This window comes from Paraburkholderia diazotrophica (genome assembly GCF_038900755.1).
In the GTDB taxonomy this organism is placed as follows: Bacteria; Pseudomonadota; Gammaproteobacteria; order Burkholderiales; family Burkholderiaceae; genus Paraburkholderia; species Paraburkholderia diazotrophica_A.
In genome coordinates, this window is record NZ_JBBPEN010000040.1 from 1 (window position 1) to 6,211 (window position 6,211).

Sequence of the window (6,211 nt, forward strand, 5' to 3'; positions counted from 1 at the left end):
GCGGCACGACGCCGCTCGTCGCTGCGTGGCTGGTCGACCGCACCGGCAATCTGATGATGCCCGCGTACTATCTGATGGCTGCATCGCTGATCGGTATCGTGTCGGTGATCGCATTGCGCGAAACGGCGGGCAAGCCGCTGCCCGGCTCGGGTCCGTCCGTCGGCACTCACGCCGAAGCGATTGCTGTTCTGCGTCAGGCGAGCAAACGAGCCAACGTCAGGAAGGCCTATCTCGCGGTGGTCAAAGAACGCGCGTAGTGTGGGCCGCCGGCTGCGCGGCCCCGCATCCGTCTTGCGTTCAGAAGCGGTCGACGTCGACCACGGCCTGCGCGAACGCCTGTGGCGCTTCCTGCGGCAGGTTATGGCCGATGCCGCCCGTGATCGTCCGGTGTTCGTACTTGCCGATGAACTTCCCCGCGTAGGCGCTCGACGGTGGATGCGGCGCGCCGTTGGCGTCGCCCTCCAGCGTGATCGTGGGCACGCCGATCGTGGGCGCTGCGGCGAGCCGCTGCTCGAGCTCGTCGTAGCGCGCCTCGCCCGCTGCAAGTCCTTGCCGCCAGCGATAGTTGTGGATAGTGATCTCCACATGGTCCGGATTGTCGAAGGCGGCCGCGCTGCGGTTGTACGTGGCGTCGTCGAAGTTCCATTTCGGCGAGGCTAGCCGCCAGATCAGCTTCGCGAATTCGTGCGTGTACTTCTCATAACCGGCGCGTCCGCGATCCGTTGCGAAATAGAACTGATACCACCACTGAAGTTCTGCATCTGGCGGCAACGGCACCGTGCCGGCCTTCTGGCTGCTGATCAGATACCCGCTCACCGACACCAGCGCCTTGCAGCGTTCCGGCCACAGCGCCGCGACGATATCGGCCGTGCGCGCGCCCCAGTCGAAGCCCGCGAGTACCGCTTGCTGAATGTTGAGCGCGTCCATCAGTGCGATGATGTCGCTTGCCAAAGCCCCGGGTTGTCCGTTGCGCATGGTGTCGCGCGAAAGGAAACGCGTCGAGCCGTAGCCGCGCAGATGCGGGACGATCACGCGATAACCGCGCGCTGCCAGCAGCGGCGCAACATCGACGAAGCTATGAATGTCATATGGCCAGCCATGCAGGAGGATGACGGCTGGTCCACTGACCGGTCCGGCTTCCGCGTAGCCGACGTTTAGCAGGCCGGCGTCGATCTGCTTGAGCGACGCGAAGGACGTATGGCTGCCCGGCTTCACGGGAGGCAAAGTCGCAGGCTCCGATACGTTGGTCTGCGCACGCGCGGAACCCAGCATGCCGAACTGAGCAGCCGCAAAAGCAAGGGCCGTTGTGCCCAGGAAGCTGCGACGGCGTGAATCGATACTCTCTGACATTTGCCTCTCCTTGTTGTTGAACGCGCTTGTGCTTCGAAGATATTCGGATAGAGCGGCGACAGGAAGCGCCGTCACGGAAGCATTAAAGCGCGTCAAGGTATCTGCAATATGTCGAGAACCCGGCTTATTGTGGCGTTATGTATCTGATGCATGGCCAGATACATTCGGGTACAAATCGCGGTCCGCACGGGGCTGGCGATCTGATGCCCTTCGACTGATCCGGCCGGGGGAGCTCCGCCTGCTCTGCGCCTTTGAGCGCAAACGAATCGTGCTCCCCCGACAAGGCCGTGAACTTACGCGCCCTTGACGAACTGCAGGCCGCCGAAATTCTGGATCGTCGGAATGTCGACTTTCGTGTCCGTCTGCGTGACAGGTGCGACCACGATAGCCGGGCTGGCAAATCCGCCGCCGAATGCCGCGTTCGTGTTGAAGGCGTTGACGTTGCTTCCGCCGCGCACTTCGGAAAGCTCCTTGGCGGACAGTTCTTCGTTATGCGAAATATCTTTGATGGTCATCGAAGTCATGATGAATCTCCTGGGATGGAACAGTTGAGAACTGAAAGAGAGTGAGTGAATCGTTTGGTACTTACAGCACAGCCTGCAGGCCGCCGAAGTTCTGGATCGTCGGAATCTGAACCTTCGTGTCGTTCTGCGTGACGGGTGCCACGACGACGCCCGGGCTGGCGAAGCCGCCGCCGAATGCCGCGTTGACGTTACCGACGTTGTAGTTGCTGCCGCCGCGCACTTCGGAGAGCGCCTTGACGGAGAGTTCTGCGTTGTGCGAGAGGTCTTTGATGGTCAGCGATGCCATGATGAATCTCCTTGAATGGACTGATTGCGAACTGAAAAGAGAGCGAGTCGTTTGCGATTTACAGCACAGCCTGCAGGCCGCCGAAGTTCTGGATCGTCGGGATCTGAACCTTCGTGTCGTTCTGCGTGACGGGTGCCACGACGACGCCCGGGCTGGCGAAGCCGCCGCCGAATGCCGCGTTGATGTTGCCGACGTTGTAGTTGCTGCCGCCGCGCACTTCGGAGAGCGCCTTGACGGAGAGTTCTGCGTTGCGCGAGAGGTCTTTGATGGTCAGCGATGCCATGATGAATCTCCTGAGTCGAATGGGTTGTGAAGTGACAGACAGAGAGTCGTTTGCGATTTACATCAGAACGCCTTGCAGGCCGCCGAAGTTCTGGATCGTCGGGATCTGAACCTTCGTGTCGTTCTGCGTGACGGGTGCCACCACCACGCCCGGGCTGGCGAAGCCGCCGCCGAGTGCCGCGTTGAGGTTGCCGACGTTGTAGTTGCTGCCGCCGCGCACTTCGGAGAGTGCCTTGACGGAGAGTTGTTCGTTATGCGAAAGGTCTTTGATGGTCAGCGATGCCATGATGAATCTCCTGATGGTCTGTGTTTCGGGTTTGTGTGGAGCACGATTTGTTTGCGCTCGCGGCTATATACGCACAGGGTGTGCCAAGCGTGGCCTGCGATGCGCCGATTATCGATAAAGCACTGAAAATAAAGGCGCTTTGTCAGTGCATACGTCGTCGACGTTGCTTTCCATAGCGATTCGCAGCGAACGACGGCCAGTGCTTTGCCAACAGATTGACGTATAGCTGTCTGTTTCGATCGAACAGTGCCCAATTCCACAGCTACGACTGATGGCATTGAGGGTGTCGAGAACGTGATGACCATGCGCCGAACCTAAGGGCGGGGCCTCAGTACAAGGAATCGAAATGGAAGGGGCTACGCGATCTTCAATATCGCGCGGGCGATGGATAGGCGTAAATGCGACGCGTCGACGGGCATGACGCGGTTCTATGGCCCGTGGTACGTGTATCAGCTGCGATGTGAGCAGAACAGATATGGAGCGACAGAGTTTGAGCAATGGCGCGTGTCGCTGACTGCGTGCTGCGCGGGCTCTAAGGCGCACTGTATTCGTGGGTTTTTCTGGCGCAAACAAAGAAGCCCGCCAGACGGAGAACGGCCTGGCGGGCTGAAGCCGTCAGGGACAAGACCTGACGGTGTCTCTCGGACGAACGCTTGATAGTGACTTCGTCTCCTCTTTTGGTGCTTTCCCCGTTTCGTCGTTCTGCCGCGAGCTATTGAATCTGATCTGCGAAGCCAAAGTGGCTGCGCAAGGCAAGACGGTTACTGCATGCTGGAAATCAAAGCCCTTTCAGCCACTGCAGACCGCCGAAATTCTGGAGCGTGGGAATCACGACCTTCGTGTCCGTCTGGATAACGGGCGCGACCACAATGGCCGGGCTGGCAAACCCGCCACCGAACGCAGCGTTCACGTTGCCGAAATTGAAGTTGCTGCCACCACGCACCGCGCCGCGCGCTCCGGCGGCCAGTTCTGCTTGATGCGAGAGGTCCCTGATCGTCAGCGAGGTCATGGTAGAACTCCTTGGATTGACGGGTATTTCGAATTGGGAGAGCACGATTCGTTGCGCCGTGAGGAGCGGGGAATCATGTCTCTCCCGGGTCGGCGCTTACGCGCCCTTGACGAACTGCAGGCCGCCGAAGTTCTGGATCGTCGGAATGTCGACCTTCGTGTCCGTCTGCGTGACAGGTGCTACGACGATGGCCGGGCTGGCAAAGCCGCCGCCGAATGCCGCGTTCGTATTGAAGGCGTTGTAGTTGCTGCCGCCGCGCACTGCCGAGAGGGCATCGACGGAAAGTTCTTCGTTATGCGAAAGATCTTTGATGGTCAGCGAAGTCATGATAAATCTCCTAAGTGGGCGTGTTCAGTGGGAAGAGCACGTTTCGTTGCGCTCGCTCCTACATATGCAGGGGTTGTGCCAGTCGTGTTATCGCCTTCGGCGGACCGCTTCTAACCAATTGAAATATAAGACCATTTTTTCAGACGGCAACGCGCTCGAGCGCCTTCGGCTCGGCTTTCCGATGACCCAAGTGGGGTTTCTGGCCAACAGATTCCCGGGAAGCTGTCTGTTCGGACCGAACACCCCGAGCGACTGGATTGCGTCGGATCTGACGAGACATGCCGATTCGCACGACTGGCCACTTTTCGTTCAATTCGCCGGCACCGATGGAAGCGGTTCAAGTCCGCTCCCAATGATCGCAGGCGCTGCATCCGGCGACGACAGAAAGCGGATCAGCGCTGCCGCGCCGGCTGGATTCTTCGCATTGGTGCCGATGCCACCGGAGTACACCGTGTACCTCTGCAATTCCGCAGGGAGGCTGCCGGCAAACGTCACGCCCTTCGCGGGCAACAGTTCGACGACCTGCTGAAATCCGATGTCGGCCCGCCCGTTCGCGACGGCATCGGCGACCTGCTCCGCGGGTATCATGCGACTCTTGATCGCGAGTCGTCCCGCAATGCCAAGACGTTTGAACAGTTCGCTACCGATATAGACGCCCGTCGCGTTGTCGGGATAGACGATCGATTGCGCAGCGAGCAGCGTGCGCCGCAATGCGTCGATGGAACTGATATCCGGCTTCGGGCCGCCTTCGCGAACCACCACGCCGATTGCCGAGCGAGCGAAGTCCACCTTGCTGCCTGGCACGACTTTGCCGGCGTCGACCTGATCGTCGATCGCATAGCTGACCACGATCAGCACGTCGGCCCATTCGCCGCGCGCGAGACGCACGGGAATCGCATTTGCGGCCTTGCCCGTCACGGGCCCCCAGACGGTGGTTAACGTGCGGCCCGTCATCTCCTGGAACTGCGGGCCGAGTTCGCGATAGGCCGACGCGAAGCCGCCCGAGATCATGACTTTCACATCATCCGCCGATGCCGCGCTGCTGCCCAGCAACGTGCCCGCCACGCACATCGCGACTACGCGAACCCTCAGCTTGCGGATACTCACGGTCCGCTCCATGTCGATGGGACGTCCTCCGGCGCCGTGGCATCGCACGCGGCGACAACACCGCGGTTAGCGGACAACGCGTTCGTTCAGTTCTGGATTCGAGTGTAGGCGATTCGCGCCGCGCGACGGCAGATCACTGTTTGCATGGCTATACATAGATCGTCGGTTCGTCGCGATGCGCGAGTGGGTTGTCGACGGGGCCGTTGGCACGCGGCCCTTCAGGAACGGGGCGGAGTGCGGCGCCAGGTCACGGCGACGATCAGCAGAAACAGCACATAGGCGGCTACGAATACCCAGGCAGGCAGATCGTAATACAGCAGGGCACTCACCCAGCGCTGCACGAAGCCCTGCGGGCCGGCTGCGCCCGTGCGCAGCCAGTCCTCGAGGACGGTGAGCGGGCACGGTACGCCAAGGACCGCCAGCATCGCGACGATACCGATCGCCACAAGGTGCACGATCCGGAAAGCACGGTTGCGCACCCAATCGCGCTTCAAGGCGGCGCCGACCCAGATCGCGATCAACCCGCCGACGATAAAGACGACGATCAGCGCGTGCAGCACAAGTACCGTATTGGCGAGCCAGATCACGATGTCCTTGTCACGTTCGATAGCTGTCGACGGGGCGCGCGGGGTTAAGGGCGGCCTGACAGATGCTCATTACGCAGGCGAACTGAAGGCTGTGAATTCCACAACCTTTCATGAGGGTCTGTGAATGTTGACACATATGACGCTCGACGAAACGGTGTACGACCGGCCATTGGCGCATTGGCGGGTGAGTTTGCGTTCCATGGGTGTAAAAGCGTTCGTCATTGAACGCACGAGACGCGCGGCGGACGGCAAACGTAAGCTGCCGCTGCGGCGGAGTTTTGATTTTTGACGATTGCTGAAAGCAGCCGCGGGGGAATGAGATCAAGGGCGCCGTAAACGGCCACGGCCCCGCCTTGTGATGGGCGGGGCCGGGACGTGTATAAGGAGCCTGACGATTACCTACTTTCACACGGGCAATCCGCACTATCATCGGCGTGGAGTCGTTTCACGGTC

10 protein-coding genes and 1 pseudogene are annotated in these 6,211 nt (G+C 60.5%); 2 read left to right on the top strand and 9 right to left on the bottom strand.

Features of this window, described 5'->3' with window-relative positions; all coding sequences use genetic code 11:
* Positions 1-257: pseudogene (locus tag AABE10_RS35805) on the top strand (MFS transporter); the annotation flags it as partial.
* A gap of 40 nt (positions 258-297) precedes the next feature.
* Here AABE10_RS35805 and AABE10_RS35810 read toward each other — a convergent pair.
* From AABE10_RS35810 to AABE10_RS35850, 9 genes are all read right to left on the bottom strand, one after another.
* Entirely contained in the window at positions 298-1,350 is a 1,053-nt protein-coding gene (locus AABE10_RS35810; protein ID WP_342937779.1) for an alpha/beta hydrolase, read from the bottom strand.
* A 293-nt stretch (positions 1,351-1,643) separates the two neighbouring features.
* Positions 1,644-1,874, bottom strand: coding sequence for a hypothetical protein (locus tag AABE10_RS35815; RefSeq protein WP_342937780.1), 231 nt, complete (start codon positions 1,872-1,874; stop codon positions 1,644-1,646).
* 61 nt (positions 1,875-1,935) lie between these two features.
* Complete coding sequence (locus tag AABE10_RS35820) at positions 1,936-2,160, bottom strand: hypothetical protein (protein ID WP_342937781.1); 225 nt, start codon at positions 2,158-2,160, stop codon at positions 1,936-1,938.
* A 58-nt stretch (positions 2,161-2,218) separates the two neighbouring features.
* Positions 2,219-2,443, bottom strand: a complete 225-nt coding sequence (locus AABE10_RS35825) for a hypothetical protein (protein WP_342937782.1) — start codon at positions 2,441-2,443, stop codon at positions 2,219-2,221.
* A gap of 57 nt (positions 2,444-2,500) precedes the next feature.
* Entirely contained in the window at positions 2,501-2,728 is a 228-nt protein-coding gene (locus AABE10_RS35830) for a hypothetical protein (RefSeq protein WP_342937783.1), read from the bottom strand.
* A 778-nt stretch (positions 2,729-3,506) separates the two neighbouring features.
* On the bottom strand, positions 3,507-3,737 hold the full coding sequence (locus AABE10_RS35835) for a hypothetical protein (protein WP_342937784.1): 231 nt from the start codon (positions 3,735-3,737) through the stop codon (positions 3,507-3,509).
* 96 nt (positions 3,738-3,833) lie between these two features.
* Entirely contained in the window at positions 3,834-4,064 is a 231-nt protein-coding gene (locus AABE10_RS35840) for a hypothetical protein (RefSeq protein ID WP_090874120.1), read from the bottom strand.
* Positions 4,065-4,373: 309 nt separating this feature from the next.
* A complete protein-coding gene (locus tag AABE10_RS35845) occupies positions 4,374-5,183 on the bottom strand; it encodes a molybdate ABC transporter substrate-binding protein (RefSeq protein WP_428983430.1) in 810 nt (269 codons plus the stop codon).
* A gap of 206 nt (positions 5,184-5,389) precedes the next feature.
* Positions 5,390-5,758, bottom strand: coding sequence for a DUF2784 domain-containing protein (locus tag AABE10_RS35850; RefSeq protein WP_342937786.1), 369 nt, complete (start codon positions 5,756-5,758; stop codon positions 5,390-5,392).
* A 136-nt stretch (positions 5,759-5,894) separates the two neighbouring features.
* On the opposite strand from AABE10_RS35850, the gene AABE10_RS35855 reads away from it, so the two are divergent.
* Positions 5,895-6,047: a hypothetical protein gene (locus tag AABE10_RS35855; RefSeq protein WP_342937787.1), complete on the top strand. Its 153-nt coding sequence runs from the start codon at positions 5,895-5,897 to the stop codon at positions 6,045-6,047.
* Positions 6,048-6,211 lie beyond the last annotated feature (164 nt).